Below are 18,655 nucleotides of genomic sequence, written 5' to 3'. Positions count from 1 at the left end.
TTAGCTGTCCTCCTTGAGTAACTGTGAGATGTTGAAATGATGTAAGTCTGAAACGGCTATTTTTGTGGCCAAGAGACTGGCTGCTAACAAAACCAGCGGTACCAATAGCAGATTGATAAATGGATTTTGGATAAAGGTCACACCAGAGACCCCGATCATGGAGAGCAGTGCTGAAGCAAGGGAATTGCCAGCTGTCACTGCCAGCAGGTTTCCTATCAGTAAGCCCAAAATCAGGACGAAGGCAGAAGTGGCCATGTATTGGACTTGAATTTCCTTGTTTGAAAAGCCGATAGCCTTGAGTAAGGCAGTTTGGCTCAAATCTTTGATATAGAGCATGCGGACGAAGAGGCTAGTAATCAGTAGAATGAGAAAGATAGCACCGGCAAAGGCCCACCAGCTGATGGCAGAAACCATTTGAATAGTTGAACCGAAAATCTGGTAGCGATAACTTTCGATGTCTGAGAACTTGGCGAATGAAAAGCTGTCCTGGTATTTCTGACTGAAATCCCGACCGGAAGTGTCTTCTTTGAGAGTGACAGGGATGATAATCCAAATGCTTTCCTGATTGTCCACTGAAAAGGAAGCCTTGGCCGTCTTTCCACCATTGGTCAAATCTGAGTAAATGCCAGAAATGGTGATTTTTTTCTCTTGACCATTGAGAATCAAGGTCAGTTGGTCTCCTACTTTTTTCTCCATGTCATCCGCTTTTAGCTTGGATAAGGAAATTTCATTATCTGCATTAGGAGCATGCCCTTCGATATATTTGATGGAAAAATCTTTCTGGTTACCAGTATCAACCCAGAGCTTCTGAAGGTTGCCCGAGTCCGTCTTGTAATCCAGCATATAGGAGCGATAAACAGAGAGTTTTTGAACGTTTGGATCTGTTTCCAGTACGGAAATCAGTTCTTGCACTTCCTTGTCCTTGCCAGAAATCTGGGATAAATCCACTCGGACATCATAGTTCCCTAAACCTAGATAGTTGATAAAACTGCTGTGGGAAATGGTCGAGTGGATGGACATAGGTAAGAGAACGACAAAGAGAGAAAGGACGAAGACAGATAGCATGGTGGCATAGATTTTTTTTCGGGCCCAGAGGTCTGTCAGCGGCAATTGCAAGCTTCTTGGTAGAAAACCGAGACGAGGAGAGAACAAAGTTTTTTCTTGAACCTGAGCGGGATTAAGACTGAGGTTTTTCAGTTGTTTTGCAAGGTGGTTCATACTTAGGGCAATGACGGAAAAGATTAGGAGACTAAGCGCAAAGGCTAGCAGATAGGTCCATATCGTTGCTGGACTTTCACCAAAGTATATTCTCATATTGGCTAACAGGGGCTCTTTGACCACAAAGGAAGCCAGAAATCCAAGAAGGCTTGCAAAACCAGCTATGACCAAGTATTTGCTGAGAAAGAGCCGCTTTATGTCTCTGAGCGGAATGCCGATAGCCTTGAGAATGGCCAGTTCGCGGTAGTCTTCTTCTAATTTTGCCAATAGAGTCAATCGAATACAGAGTAAGGCAATGAGGATAATCAGTAAACTGATGGTCACTAGGGCCAAAATAGTCATGCCATCGGAAAAGGCATTGATGAGCTGAAAGAGGGTATAGGTCATAAGTGGAGGACCGTCTGATTCAAGCCCAGCCTGACTATAGGCTGTTTCAACTTTTGATGAGTCGGCTAAATCGTGAAGGCGAAATTCAATCAGGTATTCCAGACTACCCATCTTTTCAATGGCATCATAGTCTTCCTGGCTGATGATAAAACGACGGGAGACAGACAGGGATGAATTCATTTGAGAATCTCTAACAAAACCAGTAACCTTTAATTCCTGCTCACCAATCGTCAAGCTATCCCCTATCTTCATCTGACCGCTAGTATAGTAGAAGATGGGAACATACACTTGACCGACCTTGGCCTCAATCAGTTGTCCATCCAAATCCTGCAGGAAATCAAAGTTTGGACTTTGGACAGAAAAGCCATTGTCATAAACGGAATCCTTGAGTGATGTTCCATTGACAGCCAGATCGGCATTGTCAATGTTTAAAAAATTCAAGATTTGATAATCACTGATTTCTTGATGCTTCTCCACAAATGCCTGCATTCGTTCCCGGTTCAACTGACCAGTGTGCATCTGCAAGATATGTGGTGTCTTGGCTGTGGTCACCAATTGATTAACAGAGTTTGTCAGGTGGATGGTCAGCTGACCAGCCGTGGCTAAAAAAGTGACTGCTAAAAAGATAAAGAAAGCAATGTTAAAGGTTTGCAGCAGGTGGTGTCGTAAGTCGTTTTTAACGAGTTTCCAGAGCATGGCAGTTCTCCAATTCTTTGACATGTTGATTGTTTGCTAGGAAGAAAGAGGTCATCATCAGCAGCAAACCAGCCAAGATAACGGTAAAGGCAGCCCCTCTGCCCGGTCCAATTCCAATTAGCTTTCCCAAACTAGAAGCTAGGGCGCCATGTTTTTCAAAAAGCGGCTTGAAGAAATAGTCCGAAACAGCACCAATCCCTGCATAAGCTAGGATATAACCTGTTTGGGAGATAATGCCAATCATGCCCCAAACCTTTCCTTGGTGGTGGTTTGGCAGGTTGGTACGGACTAGATAATCAAGGGCGGTATTACAAAAAGTCAGGCCAGCGAAAAGGCAAAAACCAAAGAAACAGGCTAGCAGACGATTTTCTCGGAAGAAAAATCCGATCATAGCCATTCCGACAAGGAGCAGAGATGCAGACAAGATGGTGGTAAAATGATCTTTTATTTTAAATCTTCCTAGAAAAATTCCGGCCGCAACCATGCCACAACTTGAAAAGGTAGTGACAAAACCTAGGAAGCCAGCATCAGCATAAGTCAGAACAACAGGTCCCATCAGGGTTTGAACAACTCCTAGGCAAAAGGAGACGAGAATGCCAAAAAGCACCAAAATCCATATGCCCTTCTTTTGATAAAGCAACCGAAAAGCAAAGCGAAAATCTTCCTCAATTGAACTCTTGCGAGTTTTCGATGGGGTAGCTATCTGTTTCCGAATTAAGTGGGTGACAGGCAGAGTCAAGAGAATGGTCAAGATGTCAATGATGAGGATGACAGGGATGTTGGTCAAGCTTAGGATAGCACCAGCAAAAATAGGAGAGAGTAGGTAGCGGGCACTGGATACCAGCTGTATCATCCCACTTGCCCTTGAATAATCCTCCTTGTCCAGCAGGTCGGAAATAGAGGCGCGAAATGCAGGCTCAACCAGAGCTGAGATAGCAGAGCTGACAGCTACTCCCAAACCGATTCCCCAAATTTGTTGGTTTATTTCCAACTGTAAGATTGACAATAGAATGATCACGAGTCCGATAATCGACAAGCCATCTCCTAGCATCATCAGACGTCTGCGGTCCCATCGGTCAGCCAAGATACCTGCAAGAGGTGTCAGCAGCAAGCCGGGTAAAAAACCTAAAAGAATCAGAAGACCCGTCAAGCTGGCCAATCCCGTTTTTTGAAAAATATAAATCCCCAAAGCAAAGGAGGTCATGCCCGAACCTGTTGCAGATACTAGACTTGCCCCCCATAAAAGGAGAAACTGCTTAAAACCTCTTTTCATGATTCTACCTCGTCATTTACTCAGAAATAGTTTCTTAAACCCATCTAGCCCTGACTGGGACATCCCGAGCATGCGAGCAGCATTGTAAAGAAAACTTTCCATGCGGTGGTTCATATTATCCTCATCTGCTGGCGAGTCCTTACTATCGACGAAGCCTGTGATACCGACTAGGATCAGTTCAGCTGTTTCAGCCGGAAAGGGAGTATCGAACAACCCAGATTCCATGCCTTCGCTGATGATCTGAGCCAAGACAGGAGAAAGTTTTTTAATCAGCAGACGATTGCTTTTTTCATGAAAAAGGGCATTCTGCGGCTGATTGAAATAATCAACAATTTCTTCATCACCTGTGAGTTGTGTTAGGTTGATCGAGGCGAAAAAGCCCATGAATTTTTCAGCTTGACTAAGGCTGTCATTGGTCATTAGTTTCTCAATCTTTTCCAGAACTTGGTTGAGGAGTCGCTCAATAATGGCATCCATGATAGCTTCTTTTGATTCAAAGTGATAATAAAGTGTACCGCGAGCAATATCCAGTTGGGACAAAATATCACTGATAGAAGTAGCATCAAATCCCTTTTTCATAAAGAGTTGGAGGGAAGTATCTAAAATTTGATCTTTTTTTGTAACCATAGTATTCACCTATATATTTATTAGACTGACAGTCGGTCTATATTTTTATTATAAGCACTCTTTGCCAAATTGTCAATGAAAAAGAAAAAATTTGCTTTTGAGATCTTCAAAACTTGCATTCTTTGCCGTCCTAAGATACAATAAGACTATGCCTTCCCTTAGTTAAATGGATATAACGAATTCCTCCTAAGAATTAGTTGCTGGTTCGATTCCGGCAGGGAAGATCTGGTGAAAGAAAAAAATCCTTGAAGCATGCTTCAAGGATTTTTTGGAGTGAGAGTAATCGCGCTCCCGTATTTTCGGTTTATTACTGATGTTGACGAGGATGAAAAAAGATGTCTCGTAAGGATAATGAAATGCCCAGAATCTTCTCGGAACTCTGGTCTGCCTTATCTAATCTAATCGCTCTTTTTGATAGGCACGAGATTGGGCCATGAGATCAGCAAAACTGTCTCGGATGGTGGTTTTATAGTCTGGATTTTTCACCAGTGACTCGACTCTTTCCAGGACAGTCTGCTCGCGACCGGTATCTAGGATTGCTTTGCCGCTTTCTTTTTTATAGGCCACTACCTGGCTGACCAGGTCCATTCGTTTTTCCAAAAGAGCAACGATTTCTTCGTCCACCTGGTCGATATCTTTTCGTATCATGTCTAAATCTAAAGCCATGTTTCCACCTCCGTCTACTGATATGATTATAGCAAAAAAGAAGTGGAATGACCACTCCCTACCAGCTGGCTTTTTTGACCCCAGGCAATTCTCCCTTATGGGCCAGGTTACGGAAATTGATCCGGCTAAGGCCAAACTTGCGCATGTAGGCATGGGGGCGCCCATCGATCCGATCCCGCAGTTTCAGGCGGTTGGGGTTAGAATCGAGAGGGAGTTTACGCAAGCCCTCATAGTCTCCCTTGGCCTTTAACTCCCGACGGAGGTCTGCATAGCGCTCAATCAGTTCCAGCTGTTTTTGGTATTTGGCGATTTTTGATTTTTTTGCCATAAGATTCTCCTTTTTATTTAATTAACCAGTTAAGTATATCTTTTTTTATAATTTTTGGCAAGAAAAAACTCGGAAAATTTCCGAGCTTCTATTATTTATCCCAAAGCAGCAGCTAAATCGCTGGCAAATTTTTCAAGGTTTTCAATGTCTTCGTCCTCGGCAGCCAAGTCAACCTTGACATTTTCAGCGCCCTTTTTAGCCCCACGAGAAGCCAGCATGACATCAAAGTCATCCACAGCAGTACAGAAGTCATCATAGAAGGTGTCGCCTGAACCACAGACCCCGTAGATTTTTCCAGAAAGGTCCAAATCGGCCAAGTCACTGTAGAAATCGATGAATTCATCCGGAATCTCACCATCCCCACCATAAGAATAAGTATAGGTGGCAATGACAATGATATCCGCTTCCAAGATTTCCTCGGTCTCGATGGTTGTGCATTCGTCATTGTGGACCTCCAGTCCCAATTCCTCCAGCTTGCTGGCCACGATATCCGCGATTTCCTCCGTATTACCAGTCATACTGGCATAGACAATTTTTGCTAAAGCCATAATGTCCTCCAAACATAAATTACTACTATTTTAGCACATTTTGAGAAAAATGGGGCAAGATTCTTTCGCTTTTTTGGAAAATTCCCCATCAGGCTGCCAAGCCCTTATCTGATTCATGACCAGAAGACAGAGAGCAGGCAGCAGATACCCACTGGAAGAAAGTGAACCAGCAGGCATGGACTGCCCCGTAGCGTTTTTTTGAAAAAAAGACCAGAATCTGCTAGGATGAGGATAGAAAATAGAAAAAGGAGTGATCGCATGTCTGAATACCAATTGCCAGAAGTATGGGAAAACCCAGCCAACATGGGTGGCGCCTGGGGTGGGCTCAACCAACCGACCGCTGGTGCCCGCTTTGAGCAGGAGTTGCCAAGGGGAGACAAGCCCCTGCAAGTCTATTCTTTAGGAACTCCAAATGGAGTCAAGGTCACCATTCTCTTAGAAGAGTTGAGAGAGTTGGGCGTCGAAGCTGCAGACTACGACTTGTACAAGATTGCTATTGGCGAGGGGGATCAGTTTGGCTCTGATTTTGTAGCCCTTAACCCCAACTCTAAAATTCCAGTTCTCCTGGACCAGTCAGGAGTAGATCCCGTTTCGGTCTTTGAATCAGCCAACATTCTGCTCTATTTGGCAGAAAAATTTGGCCAGCTGATTCCAACAGATGCTAGCAAGCGGACTCAGGTCCTCAACTGGCTCTTTTGGTCAGCAGGGGCAGCTCCCTTTTTAGGTGGTGGCTTTGGTCATTTTTTCCATTACGCCCCTGAAAAAATCGAATATCCAATCAATCGCTTTGCCATGGAAGCCAAGCGCCAGCTGGATTTGCTGGATAAGGAATTGGCTAAGAGGGCCTACATCGCTGGAGATGAGTACAGTATCGCAGACATCGCAATTTGGTCCTGGTATGGCCAACTGGCCCAAGATAAACTCTGGCCCCGTGCAGGACATTTCCTAAATGTCAGCGAGTACAAACACCTCCAAGCCTGGACAGAGAAAATTGCCCAACGTCCGGCTGTCAAACGAGGATTGTCTGTCGAATACCAAAGCATCAAATAAGAAGAAGCCAGTCCATCACAGGATTGGCTTTTGTGGTATAATAGGCAGAATAAGATTACAAAAGAGGATGCCATGCCAGTATTTCAAGAAATGTTAGAAAAAATCAAGGCCTATGAGACCATCATTATCCACCGTCATCAAAGGCCGGATCCAGATGCCCTGGGCAGTCAGGCTGGTTTGAGGGAGTTACTTCGCCACAATTTTCCTGAGAAAAGGGTCTTGGCCCCAGGATTGGATGAACCGAGTCTAGCCTGGATGACCAGGATGGACCAGGTGGCCGATGAGGATTATCAAGGGGCCTTGGTCATCGTGACCGACACGGCCAACAGACCGCGCATCGATGATGAACGCTACGACAGAGGAACTTATTTGATTAAAATTGATCACCATCCCAATGAAGATGTCTATGGAGATTTGATTTATGTCGATACCACAGCTTCTAGCGCCAGCGAAATCATAACAGATTTTGCCCTGAAGGCAGGTTTGTCCCTATCAGATGAGGCAGCTCGTTTGCTCTATGCTGGAATTGTTGGGGATACGGGTCGTTTCCTTTATCCAGCCACCACCAGCAAGACCTTTGAAATGGCAGCCATCCTGCGTCAATATGATTTTGATTTTGCAGGCCTATCGCGCCAGATGGATTCCTTCCCCTATAAAATTGCCAAGTTGCAGGGCTATGTGTTTGATAACTTGGAAGTGGATGAAAATGGGGCCGCTCAGGTCCTTCTGAGCCGGGAAGTGATGGAGCAGTTTGAGGTGACTGAGGCAGAGACGGCAGCCATTGTTGGCTCTCCAGGAAAAATTGACAGCGTTCAAGCCTGGGCCATCTTTGTGGAACAGGCAGATGGCAGCTATCGGGTGCGCTTGCGGAGTAAGAAGGTCATCATCAATGAGATTGCCAAAAGGCATGATGGCGGTGGCCATCCTCTGGCTAGTGGGGCTAATTCATCAGGCTTGGCAGAAAATGAAGCCATTTACCAAGAAATCAAAGAGGCAGTGGCGCATGCAGGCAAGTAGCAGAAGTATTCGTCTCATGGGGACGACCATTGATACCAAGATTTGGCATGAGCATCCCGAGCCCATTTTGGACCAGGTAGAGGAACTCCTCTATCTCTACAAGAATCGTTTTTCGGCTAATGATTTGACCTCTGAACTCATGGAAGTCAATCTCAATGCTGGCGTTCAGCCAGTCCCAGTCGCCGCTGATTTGTACGAATTGATTGAGCTGGGCAAGGCCCATTCCACAGCTCCAGGAAGCCGTCTGAACATCACCATCGGGCCTTTGGTTCAGACCTGGCGGATTGGCTTTTCTGATGCCAAGGTGCCCAGTCAGGCGACGATTGAAGAAAAACTGAAATTGATTGACCCAGAGGATATCCTGCTCTATCCAGACGAGCAGATGGTCTTTTTGAAAAAAGAGGGCATGGCTATCGACCTGGGAGCCCTGGCCAAGGGCTATATTGCCGATAAAATCGTAGAGCACCTGAAACGGATGGGCGTGACAGCTGGCCTTATCAATTTGGGAGGTAATGTCTTGACCCTGGGCCAAGCTCCCCACCATGCGGATGGTCTCTGGCGAATTGGTATTCAGCATCCCAAGAAGCCTCGTGGCAACAATGTCCTGGTCATCAAGATTGGAGAAGAATCAGTTGTGACTTCTGGCATTTATGAGCGGACCTTGGAGTTCGAGGGCCAAACCTATCATCACATCTTTGACAGCCAGACAGGCTGTCCTGTGGCTTCAGATCTGGCTAGTCTGACCATTGTTTCCAAACAATCTGTTGATGGAGAAATCTGGACCACCCGTCTTTTTGGCTGTCCCATCTTGGACATTTACAACACAGTAGTCGCCCAAGAAGGGATTGAAGCCATCATGATTACCAAGCAGGACCAGCTCATTGTGACTCCTGGTCTGGAAAGTAGAATCATCTAGGGGGAAGTATGAAACAGCACCAAGCCATCCATTCAGAAGAGGAGTTACCTTTTCGACCCATCGAAAGCAGCCAGATGGACCAGCTTACAGATGCTAATGCAGGAGCATCAGAAGGCTATCTGGGCCAGCGCCAGTCGCCAGATGCTGTTTCGGGGGCTTCAGCCATCTAGTTTTTGAAAAAAAGAGAAAAAGTGCTTGCAAAGTTAGTGACTTTTTGATAAAATCTTTATATCTATGGTCTCACAAAGGGACCATGGCAGAAAGGAAAATTTTAAAGATGAGAAAAGATATCCATCCAGAATACCGTCCTGTTGTTTTCATGGACACAACTACTGGTTACAAGTTCCTTAGCGGTTCAACAAAGAACTCTAAAGAAACTGTAGAATTTGAAGGTGAAACTTACCCATTGATTCGTGTGGAAATTTCATCCGATTCACACCCATTCTATACTGGACGTCAAAAGTTCACTCAAGCAGATGGACGTGTGGACAAGTTCAACAAAAAATACGGTATCAAATAAGCAACCGTATCAAGAACACAGAACCGTTGATACAAAGCCATTCCTCACTTGTGGGAATGGTTTTCTTTTGCTTTTTCTTCAAAAAAGCTCCTTTTTTTGCTATAATGAAGTCAATTTAAACCCTGATATATTTTGAAAGAATGAGGAAAAAGATGAAGATGAAAAGCGGCTCAATCGAGAGCCGAATTGATTACAGTGTGATTTTACCAACCCTATTTTTGTTGATTATTGGAGTGCTGGCGGTCTATGTAGCAGTCAGCCAAGACTATCCTCACAATGTAGCAACTGTAGTGGGGCAGCAGGTCATGTGGATTCTCTTAGGGGTTATGCTGGCCTTCCTAGTCATGTTTTTTAGTACGAAATTTCTTTGGCAGGTTACGCCACTGCTTTATGCGTTTGGTCTGGGATTGATGATTCTGCCTCTCTTTTTCTACAGTCCCGCCTTGGTCGCGTCAACAGGGGCGAAAAACTGGGTAACGATTAACGGTATTACCCTTTTCCAGCCCTCTGAATTTATGAAGATATCCTATATTGTGATGATGGCTAGGATGATTGTCACCTTTCATCAGAAACATTCCCACAGAGATATCAAAAAGGACTTTCAGCTCATAGGCCAATTAATTCTTTGTACCCTTCCTGTCTTTGTCTTACTTGGTTTACAGAAAGATTTGGGAACGGCCTTGGTTTTCCTAGCCATCTTTGGTGGAATGGTCCTCATGTCAGGTGTATCTTGGAAGATTTTGTTGCCAGTCATCATTTTGGGATTGGCCCTCATAGCTGGTTTTCTCCTGCTGTTTACCTCACCGGGTGGGACAACCTTGCTGCACAATCTAGGGATGGACACCTATCAGATTAACCGGATAACCGCTTGGCTCGATCCTTTCAAATACGCCCAATCTACTACCTACCAGCAGGCCCAGAGTTTGATTGCTATCGGGAGTGGTGGTCTAACAGGTCTCGGTTTTAATATGAGCAATCTTCTCATTCCTGTGCGGGAAAGTGATATGATTTTCACAGTCATTGGGGAAAACTTTGGCTTTGTTGGCGGTTTGGTTGTGATTGCCCTCTATTTCCTTTTGATTTTCCGTATGTTAAGAGCTACCCTCCTTTCCAATAATCGTTTCTATACCTATATTGCAACGGGCTATATCATGATGTTGCTTTTCCATATCTTTGAAAATATTGGTGCAGCAACAGGGATCCTTCCCTTGACAGGTATACCGCTGCCCTTTATCTCACAAGGGGGGTCTTCAATTATCGCCAATTTGATTGGGGTGGGGCTTGTTCTGTCTATGAGTTACCAATATTATTTATCAGAAGATATGCGGCTCAGTAAGTCGCGAGTTAAAAAAATTACCATTAAACGGGTAGAAAGATAGGTGATACAATGGCAAAAGTTGGAGTTATCTTTGCACAAGGTTTTGAAGAAATCGAAGCCTTGACACCAGTGGATGTTTTGCGGCGCGCAGGAATCGAATGTGATATGATTGGCTTGACAGATCAAACTGTTACAGGTTCTCATGCTATTCCAGTTCTAATGGATAAGGCCTTTGATGGCAGCCTGTCGGATTATGATATGATTGTCCTTCCAGGCGGACTGCCAGGAGCCCATCATCTTCGCGACCACGAGGGTCTGATTGCAGCCCTGCAAAAAGAAGCAGCAGCTGGAAAATATATTGCTGCCATCTGTGCAGCCCCTGTTGTTTTGGATCGGGCCGGACTGTTGGAAGGAAAAAACTATACCTGCTTCCCGGGACAGGAGTCTAATATCCAGCAGGGGCAACATCAGACAGACTTGATTGTGGTGGATGGAAAGATTGTCACCAGCAGAGGTGCAGGAACAGCTATGGCCTTTTCTTACAAACTGGTAGATCTCCTAGGAGGGGATGGGAATCAGCTGGCCCATACCATGGTCTATGACCAACTATTCCAATAAAATAGAAATCTTCATACTTTCTATGGGAAGCGCAATGATATTCGCTTCCTTTTTTTCTATGAAAAGTACAAAAAATATGGTATAATGAAGGGTAAACGTATTGAAATAGTTCCATAATAGTTAAAGGAAGTAGCATGTCAGAAGAAATCAAACAAATGCAAGAAAAAGCACAAGAGTATGATGCCAGTCAGATTCAGGTTTTAGAAGGCTTGGAGGCGGTCCGTCTCCGTCCAGGTATGTATATCGGATCGACTGCTAAAGAGGGCTTGCACCACCTGGTTTGGGAGATTGTGGATAATTCCATCGATGAGGCCCTTGCAGGCTTTGCATCCCTTATCCAGGTATATATTGAAAAAGATAATTCCATCACTGTAGTCGATGATGGGCGCGGTATCCCTGTGGATATTCAAGAAAAGACAGGACGCCCGGCGGTAGAGACCGTCTTTACTGTCCTTCACGCCGGTGGTAAATTTGGCGGTGGCGGTTATAAGGTTTCAGGTGGACTTCATGGGGTAGGTTCTTCCGTTGTTAATGCCCTTTCAACCCAACTGGATGTTCATGTCCATAAAAACGGTCAGGTTTACTTTCAAGAATACCGTCGCGGTGAAGTGGTGGCGGATTTAGAGATTGTAGGTACCACAGACCGGACTGGAACGACTGTTCACTTCACACCTGATCCAGAAATTTTTACCGAAACCACCGAATTTGACTTTGCCAAGTTGGATAAACGAGTTCAGGAGTTGGCCTTTCTTAATCGCGGTCTTCATCTCTCTATCATCGACAAACGGGATGGCTTGGAGCAAACCAAGGATTATCATTACGAAGGCGGGATTGCTTCCTATGTCGAATTCCTGAATGAAAATAAGGATTCTATTTTTGAAACACCTATCTATACTGATGGAGAGATGGACGGCATCACAGTGGAAGTAGCCATGCAGTACACCACATCCTATCATGAAAATGTGGTCAGCTTTGCCAACAACATCCATACCCATGAGGGTGGAACACATGAGCAAGGATTCCGCACAGCTCTGACTCGTGTTATCAACGATTATGCTAAGAAAAATAAAATTCTCAAGGAAAATGAAGACAACTTGACCGGTGAAGATGTGCGCGAAGGTCTGACGGCTGTTATTTCTGTCAAGCATCCGAATCCACAGTTTGAAGGGCAAACTAAAACGAAGCTGGGTAACAGCGAAGTCGTTAAAATTACCAACCGCCTCTTTTCAGAAGCCTTTTCTGATTTTTTGATGGAAAATCCTCAGGTAGCCCGTCGTATCGTAGAAAAGGGAATCTTAGCCAGCAAGGCCCGCATCGCAGCCAAAAGGGCGCGTGAAGTTACCCGTAAGAAATCTGGTTTGGAAATTTCCAACCTTCCAGGAAAGCTAGCTGACTGTTCTTCCAATGATCCAAGCCAAACAGAACTCTTCATCGTTGAGGGGGATTCTGCGGGTGGCTCAGCTAAATCCGGTCGGGATCGTGAGTTTCAGGCTATCTTGCCTATCCGTGGTAAAATCCTCAATGTAGAAAAGGCCAGCATGGACAAGATTTTGGCCAATGAGGAAATACGTTCCCTCTTTACAGCTATGGGAACTGGCTTTGGGGCGGATTTTGATGTGGAAAAGGCCCGCTACCAAAAATTGGTCATTATGACAGATGCTGATGTCGATGGTGCCCATATCCGAACCCTGCTCTTGACCCTCTTTTACCGCTACATGCGTCCGATTGTGGAAGCCGGTTATGTCTACATCGCCCAACCGCCTATCTATGGTGTCAAGGTGGGGAGCGACATCAAAGAGTATATTCAACCGGGTGTTAATCAGGAAGAGGAGTTGCAGCTTGCCTTGGCTAGACACAGTGAAGGTCGTTCCAAACCGACTATCCAGCGCTACAAGGGACTTGGAGAGATGGATGACCATCAACTCTGGGAAACAACCATGAATCCTGAAAACCGTCTGATGGCGCGTGTTACTGTAGATGATGCGGCTGAAGCAGATAAAATTTTCGATATGCTCATGGGGGATAAAGTCGAACCTCGCCGTGATTTTATTGAAGAAAATGCAGTTTATTCGACGCTAGATGTCTAGAAAATGCAAAAAATCAAGTGCAAGTATTAGAAAAGTATGGTATAATGAAGCGATATTTTCTAGTAACTACTATTACCTAAGGAGATTTACATGTCTAGAGGAACAATCATTTTAATCATTGCGATTGTTGTTATACTCATTACTGCCTATATTGCTGGGCTTATCGTGCGGAAACGCAATGATCATTTATTGGATGCCTTGGAAGAGCGTAAAGATGACTTGTTTAACCTTCCAGTCAATGAAGAAGTCGAAGCTGTGAAAAATCTTCATCTGATTGGTCAAAGTCAGGTTTCCTTCCGTGAGTGGAATCAAAAGTGGGTTGATATTTCCCTCAATTCCTTTGCGGATATTGAGAATCACATTTTTGAGGCAGAAGCTTTTAATAATTCTTTCCGTTTCATCAGTGCTAAAAATGCTATTGAGAGTATTGAGAGCCAAATTGACCTGATTGAAGAAGATATCGCAGCTATTCGTCTGGGCTTGAAAGATTTGAAAGAGCAAGAAGTCAAAAATACTGGTCGTGTCAAACATGCCTTGGATCTCTTTGATAACTTGCAAGATTCAGTCCGAGAAAATGCAGATAGCTTCGGTGAGACACTACCTGAGTTGGAAAAACAACTGAAAAATATTGAAGTTGAGTTCTCAGAATTTGTGATGCTTAACTCATCGGGGGATCCGATTGAAGCTTCTGAAATCTTGGACAAGACCGAGGAGCACATGATTGCTCTTAACCAAATCATGGACCGTATTCCTGGTTTGATTGAGAAGGTCAACAAAACGCTTCCTGAACAGTTGGAAGATCTGGAGTCTGGCTACCGTAAGCTGATTGACCAAAATTATCTCTTTACGGAGCAGAATATTGAATCCAGCTTCCAAGATATTCGTGTAGCCATTCGTGAAAATACTGCCTTGATTGTTTCCTTTGATTTGGATGCGGCAGAAGAGGCTAATCAGGAAGTTCAAGAAGAGATTGACCGTTTGTATCAAGTCTTCACATCTGAAATTGAGGCCCATAAAGCCACTGTCAAACTGAGTAAGACCCTTCCAAAATTCTTGGAGCACAATGCGCAAAACACGAAGAACCTTTTGGAAGAAACAGAACGTCTCAACAAATCTTATACCCTGGCAGATAGTAAATTGTCTCGTATTCAGCAGTTGTCCAAACGGATGACTTCTGTTGAGACAGTGATTAATGACAGCTTGGAAGATATTGAAAATCCAGAGGTAGCCTATACCATCTTGCAGGAACGCCTGGAGCACTCTATGGCTACTCTGAAAGAGATGGAAGAGGAACAGTTGGTCTTGGCTGATTACCTCCAATCTCAGGAAGTTTCTGAAACCAATGCCCGTAAGAAGGCTAATCAGTATATCAACCAGCTCCATACCCTCAAGCGCTACATGGAGAAACGCAATCTTCCTGGTATTCCAGATCGATTCTTAAACACCTTCTTCCGTGCCAGTGATCATGTGGAAGCTCTATTGGCTGAGCTGGATTACAAACGTATTAATATTGAAATTATCAATCGCCTCTTGGAAAGTGCGACCTTTGATATGAACGAATTGGAAGAAATTGCTTATGACATCGTTCAACATGCGACATTGACGGAGCAACTTCTCCAATATTCAAACCGTTATCGTTCTTTCGATGCGAGCGTCCAAAAAGCTTTCAATCGTGCTCTGGCTATCTTTGAAAAAGAGTATGACTATGAGGCTGCCTTTGAGGAAATCTCATTTGCCTTGGAAACAGTGGAGCCAGGTGTGACAGAACGCTTTGTTCATTCCTATGAAAAGACACGTGAGTTGATTCGTTACTAACATCAAAAGTCTTCTGAAACCAGAAGGCTTTTGATTTTTTTCAAGAAAAAAATAATTTCTTGCAATGTTTAACTTTTTCTTGTAAAATAGTAGCAATAAGAAAGCGATGATAGAAAAAGTCTAAGACAATAGACAGAGAGTGCCCAGGGGTGAGAAGGCATACAATCCTTAGACGACACATTCTTGAGTGCGCGTGCGAAATCGAGAGAAACTAGTGCGTGACGGGTGGTTCCGTTAGAGACCAGAGCTCCGTTGTTGAGTTCATGAGGGCAGGGGAGTGATTCTCTGCCGAATCAGAGGTGGAACCACGTTTCAGACGTCCTTGCAAATTTTTTTGCGAGGGCTTTTTTGTAGAAAAAAGGAGGAATGAGAGATGGCTCTGAAGGGATTACGGGAAATTGAACCTTATGTTGCGGGCAGTCAGCCCCAGGAAAAAGATATTATCAAGCTCAATACCAATGAGAATGCCTATGGGCCCAGTCCTGCTGTCAAGGAAGCCTTGGCTGGCTTTGAGACGGAGACCTTGCGCAAGTATTCCAGCCTGGATCAGGCCAGTCTTCGTCAGGCCTTGGCGGAGCAGTTGGGAGTAGCTGCTGACCAAATCATCGTCGGCAATGGTTCGGATGACATCCTGTCCATGGCTTTTCTGGCCTTCTTTAATTCGGATGAGCCGATTTTGTTCCCGGACTTAACCTATGGATTTTACAAGGTGTGGGCTGATTTGTACCATATCAACTACCATGAAATTCCTCTCAATGACCATTTTGAAATCGAAACGGTTGATTATCTTGCTGACAATGGGGGCATCATCCTGACCAATCCCAATGCACCAACTGGGATTTTCAAATCTTTGGAGGAAATAGAGGCTATTGTCCGTGCCAATCAGGATGTGGTGGTTATCATTGACGAGGCCTATATCAATTTTGGCGGGGAAACAGCCTTGCCGCTGCTGGGCAAGTATGACAATGTCTTTATTACTCGGACCTTCTCCAAGGATGCTTCTCTGGCGGGTCTTCGGGTGGGATACGGAGTTGGGTCACCTCAGCTGATGACAGTCATCAAGGCCATCAAGAACTCGGTTAATCCCTATAATGTCAATGCCCTCTCTGAGCAATTGGCAACCGCAGCAGTCCAGTCCTGGGATTATTACGAAGAAACATGCCAGAAAATCATGGCAACCAGGGACTGGTTCAAGGCAGAACTGGAAGCACTTGATTTCTCTGTTTTGCCAAGTGCCACCAATTTTGTCCTGACAAGGCCAGCAGGTGTGTCTGCCGAGGACCTATTCAAGCATTTACAAACGAACCATATCTATGTCCGCTATTTTCCAAAAGTTGAACGGATCAAAGACTACCTGCGGATTTCCATTGGAAGCCAGGCAGAAATGGAAAAAGTGGTTCAAGTTATTCAGGAGTTTTTACCATGAAAAAAACAAGTTTGCCCATCGGCATGCATGACAAGCTCTTTAAACGGGCACGTGTCACCTATCAGATTGAGCGAACCATCAGCGATTTGCTGATAGAAAAGGGATTTAACCGCATCGAAACCCCAACCTTAGAGCATTTCGAGGTCTTTGGTGATGAGGTCAGTTCTAGTCATTACAATCTCTTTGATAAAAAAGGAGCCTTACTCAGTCTTCGTCCCGATATTACCAGCCAGATTGGGCGGGTCATTGCCTCGACCCAGGTGGAGACTCCCATTAAATTTTCCTATTCAGGTAAGGTTTTTAACTACCATGAAGAGATGCGGGGGCTCATCAATGAGCATACCCAGGCTGGGGTGGAAATCGTTGGCTTTCCAGTAGAAGAAGCTATGCCTGAAGCCATTTTTTCAGCCAAGGAAGCCCTGGATAAGGCCAAGGTCCCATCCTATCGCTTTGAATTTTCCCATGCAGCTGTCTTGCAAACTATCTTTGCTGGTCTCGGTCTCTCTGGTGAGGACAAGAAGCGCTTGGCCATCGATATTGTCGACAAAAACATCACCAAGCTGAAGGAATTTACCAAGGCCCACCCCAGTGACTTTGATGACCTCATTCAGCGACTGCCCTATCTCTTTGGTGAGAGCAGTCAGGTCTTATCTGAGGCCCGTCAACTGACCAGAAACGAAGCCATTCTGGCTGCCTTGGACGAAGTGGAGGACTTGATTGAGCAGGTCAAACCTAATCTGTCTTTGGCCAATCTGGACCTGGCCCAATTTCCATCCATGCCCTACTATACGGGTGTCATGTTTAAGGTCTTTGGTGATAAGGTCCCAGATGCCTTTGTGTCAGGCGGGCGATATGACAAGCTCTTTGAGCGTTTTGGTGCCAAGGAATTAACGGCGGTCGGCTGGGCAGTGGATATTGATTCGGTTTACCAAGCCATTCACGACTCACTCAGACAAGGAGGTGCCTCATGAGCAAGCAGATTACCATTGCGCTGACCAAGGGGCGGATTGAGAAAGATACGGTCAAATTGCTGGAAAAAGCTGGTTTTGACCTGTCTTTTATGGCTGAAAAAGGCCGCAATCTGATTTTTGAAAGCCCTGATAAAAAATTCCGCTTTCTCCTGGTCAAGGCACCCGATGTCACCACCTATGTGCGGCATGGAGTGGCGGATTTGGGTGTTGTGGGCAAGGATGTCTTGATGGAACACCCCTCTGGCTATTTGGAAATGCTGGACTTGAACTTTGGTCTCTGTAAGTTTTCCCTGGCTTCGACTGCGGATTACCAGCCCAAGGACCACAAGCGTAAACGTATTGCGACCAAGTACCCGACGGTAGCTACGGACTTTTTTAATCAAAAGGGAGAGGATGTGGAAATCATCTCCATCCAGGGTTCCGTTGAAATTGCCCCTGTCATCGGCTTGGCAGATGCCATTGTGGATATTGTGGAGACTGGTAACACCTTGGTGGCCAATGGCCTTCAGGTCTACGAGGATATTTGTCGGATTTCAGCCCGTTTGATTGTCAACAAGGCTGCACTGAAAAATAATCCTGAAGTTATGCCCTTTATCCAAAAGATTGAAGAACTTGTTGGAAATGAGGAGGTAGCCTTCCAATGAAACGTTTAAGCGGAAGCAATCAGGAAATTGCGGCCCTGCTCTATGCTGAGCAGCTGGAGCTAAGCCAACAAAATGACAATGTCGAAGAGGCCGTTGCGGCCATTATCCAGGATGTGCGCCTACGGGGGGATGAGGCCCTGCGTCACTACTCGGCCACCTTTGATCGGTTAGAGTTGGAGGATTTTGAAGTGGGGCAAGACTTGGTAGACCAGGCCTTTGAGCAGGTGGACCAGGCAGTCTTGACAGTCCTTGAAAATGCCAAGGCCAACATCGAATCCTACCACCGCCAGCAATTAGAAAAAGGCTTCGAGGACCAGCCAACGGATGGCGTTATTCGTGGGCAGCTCATTCGGCCCATCGAGCGGGTTGGGGTCTATGTCCCAGGCGGAACGGCAGCCTATCCCTCTTCAGTCTTGATGAATGTGATTCCTGCTAAGATCGCGGGTGTTAAGGAAATCATCATGATTACGCCCCCGCAGAAGAAATTTGTGCCGGCTATTTTGGTCGCAGCCAGATTGGCGGGCGTTGAT

General features: G+C 45.2%; 19 protein-coding genes. 13 read left to right on the top strand and 6 right to left on the bottom strand.

Features of this window, described 5'->3' with window-relative positions:
- The 6 genes from ACEYCN_RS05195 to ACEYCN_RS05170 form a co-directional block, all read right to left on the bottom strand.
- Entirely contained in the window at positions 1-2,301 is a 2,301-nt protein-coding gene (locus tag ACEYCN_RS05195) for an FtsX-like permease family protein (protein WP_373713235.1), read from the bottom strand.
- Positions 2,282-3,574 (bottom strand): MFS transporter, encoded by a 1,293-nt coding sequence (locus ACEYCN_RS05190; protein ID WP_373713234.1) that lies wholly within the window; start codon positions 3,572-3,574, stop codon positions 2,282-2,284. The genes ACEYCN_RS05195 and ACEYCN_RS05190 overlap by 20 nt, the downstream gene beginning before the upstream one ends.
- 12 nt (positions 3,575-3,586) lie before the next feature.
- Complete coding sequence (locus tag ACEYCN_RS05185) at positions 3,587-4,201, bottom strand: TetR/AcrR family transcriptional regulator (RefSeq protein ID WP_373713233.1); 615 nt, start codon at positions 4,199-4,201, stop codon at positions 3,587-3,589.
- Positions 4,202-4,594: 393 nt separating this feature from the next.
- Positions 4,595-4,867, bottom strand: coding sequence for a chorismate mutase (locus ACEYCN_RS05180; protein ID WP_373713232.1), 273 nt, complete (start codon positions 4,865-4,867; stop codon positions 4,595-4,597).
- Between the two features lie 58 nt (positions 4,868-4,925).
- Positions 4,926-5,195: a 30S ribosomal protein S14 gene (gene rpsN / locus ACEYCN_RS05175; RefSeq protein ID WP_373713231.1), complete on the bottom strand. Its 270-nt coding sequence runs from the start codon at positions 5,193-5,195 to the stop codon at positions 4,926-4,928.
- Positions 5,196-5,290: 95 nt separating this feature from the next.
- Positions 5,291-5,743 carry a flavodoxin gene (locus ACEYCN_RS05170; protein WP_373713230.1) on the bottom strand — a complete coding sequence of 151 codons (453 nt, stop codon included), beginning with the start codon at positions 5,741-5,743 and terminating at the stop codon, positions 5,291-5,293.
- A gap of 258 nt (positions 5,744-6,001) precedes the next feature.
- Here ACEYCN_RS05170 and yghU point away from each other — a divergent pair, with 258 nt between their 5' ends.
- The 13 genes from yghU to ACEYCN_RS05105 all read left to right on the top strand — a co-directional run.
- A complete protein-coding gene (gene yghU, locus ACEYCN_RS05165) occupies positions 6,002-6,793 on the top strand; it encodes a glutathione-dependent disulfide-bond oxidoreductase (RefSeq protein ID WP_373713229.1) in 792 nt (263 codons plus the stop codon).
- Positions 6,794-6,865: 72 nt separating this feature from the next.
- On the top strand, positions 6,866-7,810 hold the full coding sequence (locus ACEYCN_RS05160) for a bifunctional oligoribonuclease/PAP phosphatase NrnA (protein WP_373713228.1): 945 nt from the start codon (positions 6,866-6,868) through the stop codon (positions 7,808-7,810).
- Positions 7,797-8,726, top strand: a complete 930-nt coding sequence (locus ACEYCN_RS05155; RefSeq protein WP_373713247.1) for an FAD:protein FMN transferase — start codon at positions 7,797-7,799, stop codon at positions 8,724-8,726. The genes ACEYCN_RS05160 and ACEYCN_RS05155 overlap by 14 nt, the downstream gene beginning before the upstream one ends.
- An 8-nt stretch (positions 8,727-8,734) precedes the next feature.
- Positions 8,735-8,896 carry a hypothetical protein gene (locus ACEYCN_RS05150; protein ID WP_373713227.1) on the top strand — a complete coding sequence of 54 codons (162 nt, stop codon included), beginning with the start codon at positions 8,735-8,737 and terminating at the stop codon, positions 8,894-8,896.
- Positions 8,897-9,003: 107 nt separating this feature from the next.
- Positions 9,004-9,246, top strand: coding sequence for a type B 50S ribosomal protein L31 (locus ACEYCN_RS05145; RefSeq protein ID WP_373713226.1), 243 nt, complete (start codon positions 9,004-9,006; stop codon positions 9,244-9,246).
- A gap of 152 nt (positions 9,247-9,398) precedes the next feature.
- A complete protein-coding gene (locus tag ACEYCN_RS05140) occupies positions 9,399-10,625 on the top strand; it encodes an FtsW/RodA/SpoVE family cell cycle protein (RefSeq protein WP_373713225.1) in 1,227 nt (408 codons plus the stop codon).
- Between the two features lie 8 nt (positions 10,626-10,633).
- A complete protein-coding gene (locus ACEYCN_RS05135) occupies positions 10,634-11,182 on the top strand; it encodes a DJ-1 family glyoxalase III (RefSeq protein WP_373713224.1) in 549 nt (182 codons plus the stop codon).
- 134 nt (positions 11,183-11,316) lie between these two features.
- The gene (gyrB, locus tag ACEYCN_RS05130; protein WP_373713223.1) at positions 11,317-13,269 is read left to right on the top strand and encodes a DNA topoisomerase (ATP-hydrolyzing) subunit B; all 1,953 of its coding nucleotides are present in this window, start codon (positions 11,317-11,319) and stop codon (positions 13,267-13,269) included.
- 90 nt (positions 13,270-13,359) lie between these two features.
- On the top strand, positions 13,360-15,084 hold the full coding sequence (ezrA, locus tag ACEYCN_RS05125) for a septation ring formation regulator EzrA (protein WP_373713222.1): 1,725 nt from the start codon (positions 13,360-13,362) through the stop codon (positions 15,082-15,084).
- A gap of 373 nt (positions 15,085-15,457) precedes the next feature.
- Complete coding sequence (hisC, locus tag ACEYCN_RS05120) at positions 15,458-16,510, top strand: histidinol-phosphate transaminase (RefSeq protein ID WP_373713221.1); 1,053 nt, start codon at positions 15,458-15,460, stop codon at positions 16,508-16,510.
- A complete protein-coding gene (locus ACEYCN_RS05115) occupies positions 16,507-17,481 on the top strand; it encodes an ATP phosphoribosyltransferase regulatory subunit (RefSeq protein WP_373713220.1) in 975 nt (324 codons plus the stop codon). The genes hisC and ACEYCN_RS05115 overlap by 4 nt, the downstream gene beginning before the upstream one ends.
- A complete protein-coding gene (gene hisG, locus ACEYCN_RS05110; protein ID WP_373713219.1) occupies positions 17,478-18,125 on the top strand; it encodes an ATP phosphoribosyltransferase in 648 nt (215 codons plus the stop codon). The genes ACEYCN_RS05115 and hisG overlap by 4 nt, the downstream gene beginning before the upstream one ends.
- Positions 18,122-18,655: histidinol dehydrogenase (locus ACEYCN_RS05105; RefSeq protein ID WP_373713218.1), on the top strand; the 534-nt coding region annotated here is incomplete at its 3' end. The genes hisG and ACEYCN_RS05105, both read left to right, overlap by 4 nt.

This window comes from Streptococcus sp. (genome assembly GCF_041802885.1).
Taxonomy (GTDB): Bacteria; Bacillota; Bacilli; order Lactobacillales; family Streptococcaceae; genus Streptococcus.
The sequence above is the reverse complement of the archived record's forward strand: the minus strand, read 5'-3'. Positions and strand labels throughout refer to the sequence as shown.